This is a genomic window from Bradyrhizobium sp. C9 (assembly GCF_002532045.1).
Taxonomy (GTDB): domain Bacteria; phylum Pseudomonadota; class Alphaproteobacteria; order Rhizobiales; family Xanthobacteraceae; genus Bradyrhizobium.
This window is the reverse complement of record NZ_NWTG01000056.1, coordinates 1-2,632: the sequence shown is the minus strand read 5'-3', so window position 1 is coordinate 2,632 and position 2,632 is coordinate 1. Positions and strand designations below refer to the sequence as shown.

Here is a 2,632-nt window from a genome sequence, read left to right as displayed (position 1 = left end):
TTCATGGACGATCTGTTGCGCGAGTTCCTGACGGAGAGCAGCGAGAGCCTGGATACGGTCGACAACCAGCTGGTGCAGTTCGAGCAGGATCCGAACAACGCGAAGATCCTGGACAACATTTTCCGCCTTGTGCACACGATCAAGGGGACCTGCGGCTTCCTCGGGCTGCCGCGGCTGGAAGCGCTGGCGCATGCCGGCGAGACCCTGATGGGCAAATTCCGCGACGGCATGCCGGTGAAGGCGGAAGCCGTGACGCTGATCCTGTCCTCGATCGACCGCATCAAGGAGATCCTCGGCGGGCTCGAGGCGACCGAAGCCGAGCCCGAGGGCAACGACCGCGACCTGATCGATCAGCTCGAAGCGATGGTCGAGCGCGGCATGGCGGCAATGGCGGCTGGTGAAGCTGCCGCTGAAGAAGATGTGCCTGTCGTTGAGTCGCCATCCGTGCAGGCAGCGATGAGCGAGGGCACGCTGGTGGTGCAGACGCTGGAGCGTCCGCTGCGTCCGGGCGAGGTCTCGCTCGACGAGCTCGAGCGCGCCTTCCGCGAGACCGAGATCGAAGTCGCAGCACCGGCGCCGGTCGCAAAGCCCGTCGCCGCAGCGCCCGCAGCGCCCGCAGCCGAGCCGGCCGAGGCCGCGAAGAAGCCGGCCCGCAAGGCCGCCGCTGAGGATGTTGTCCAGGAAGGCGACAAGATCGCCAACCAGTCGATCCGGGTCAACGTCGACACCCTCGAACACCTCATGACCATGGTCTCCGAGCTGGTGCTGACCCGCAACCAGCTGCTCGAGATCTCCAGGCGCAACGAGGACACCGAGTTCAAGGTGCCGTTGCAGCGGCTCTCCAACGTCACCGCCGAGCTGCAGGAAGGCGTCATGAAGACGCGGATGCAGCCGATCGGCAATGCCTGGCAGAAGCTGCCGCGCATCGTCCGCGACCTCTCCGGCGAACTCGGCAAGCAGATCGAGCTGGAGATGCACGGCGCCGACACCGAGCTCGACCGCCAGGTGCTCGACCTGATCAAGGATCCGTTGACGCACATGGTGCGCAACTCCGCCGATCATGGCCTCGAGACCACCGCCGAGCGCCTCGCCGCCGGCAAGCCGGAGCAGGGCACCATTCGCCTGTCCGCCTATCACGAAGGCGGCCACATCATCATCTGCATCGCCGACAATGGCCGCGGGCTCAACACCGAGCGGATCAAGGCCAAGGCGCTCCAGAACGGTCTCGTCACCGAGGCCGAGCTGGAGAAGATGACCGAGGCCCAGATCCACAAGTTCATCTTCGCGCCGGGCTTCTCGACCGCCGCGCAAGTGACCTCGGTGTCCGGCCGCGGCGTCGGCATGGACGTGGTGCGCACCAATATCGACCAGATCGGCGGCACCATCGACATCAAGAGCGTGGCCGGCGAGGGCGCCTCCGTCACCATCAAGATCCCGCTGACCCTGGCGATCGTCTCGGCCTTGATCGTGGAAGCCGGCGGCGACCGGTTTGCGATCCCCCAATTGTCCGTGGTCGAGCTGGTGCGGGCCCGCGCCAACTCCGAGCACCGCATCGAGCGGATCAAGGACACCGCGGTCTTGCGGCTGCGCAACAAGCTGCTGCCGCTGATCCATCTCAAGAAGCTGCTCAAGATCGACGATGGCGCCACCACGTCCGATGCCGAGAACGGCTTCATCGTGGTGACCCAGGTCGGCAGCCAGACCTTCGGCATCGTGGTCGACGGCGTGTTCCACACCGAGGAGATCGTGGTCAAGCCGATGTCGACCAAGCTGCGGCACATCGACATGTTCTCCGGCAACACCATCCTGGGCGATGGCGCGGTCATCATGATCATCGACCCCAACGGGATCGCCAAGGCGCTCGGCGCGTCCGGCTCCTCGGCCCATGACATGGCCGACGACAATGCCGCGGCGCATGCCTCGAGCGGCGAGCAGCTGACCTCGCTGCTGGTGTTCCGCGCCGGCTCCTCGCAGCCCAAGGCGGTGCCGCTCGGCCTCGTCACCCGGCTGGAAGAGATCGCAACCGACAAGATCGAGCTCTCCAACGGCCGCTACATGGTGCAGTACCGCGAGCAGCTGATGCCGCTGGTGCAGATGGCCGGGGTCGAGGTGCAGACCCAAGGGTCGCAGCCGATCCTGGTGTTCGCCGACGACGGCCGCTCGATGGGGCTCGTGGTCGACGAGATCATCGACATCGTCGAGGAGCGGCTCAACATCGAGGTCGCGGGCAGCCAGGACGGCATTCTGGGCTCGGCCGTGATCAAGGGCCAGGCCACCGAGGTGATCGATGTCGGCCACTTCCTGCCGATGGCGTTTGCCGACTGGTTCTCGCGCAAGGAGATGCGCCCGTCGGCCTCGGCGCAGTCGGTGCTGCTGGTCGATGATAGCGCGTTCTTCCGCAACATGCTGGCGCCGGTCTTGAAGGCCGCCGGCTACAAGGTGCGGACTGCACCGAATGCCCAGGAAGGGCTCGCGGCGCTGCGCTCGGGGCAGGCGTTCGACGTCGTGCTGACCGACATCGAGATGCCCGAGATGAACGGTTTCGAGTTCGCCGAGAACATCCGAAGCGACCACAACTTCACCGGGCTGCCGATCATCGCGCTGTCGGCGATGGTGTCGCCGGCGGCGATCG

Annotated in this window: 1 protein-coding gene; it reads left to right on the top strand. The window is 66.0% G+C overall.

What is annotated here, in order from left to right:
- Nucleotides 1-3: 3 nt before the first annotated feature.
- A partial coding sequence (locus CO675_RS39475; protein ID WP_097677259.1) for a hybrid sensor histidine kinase/response regulator occupies nt 4-2,632 on the top strand: 2,629 nt, incomplete at its 3' end.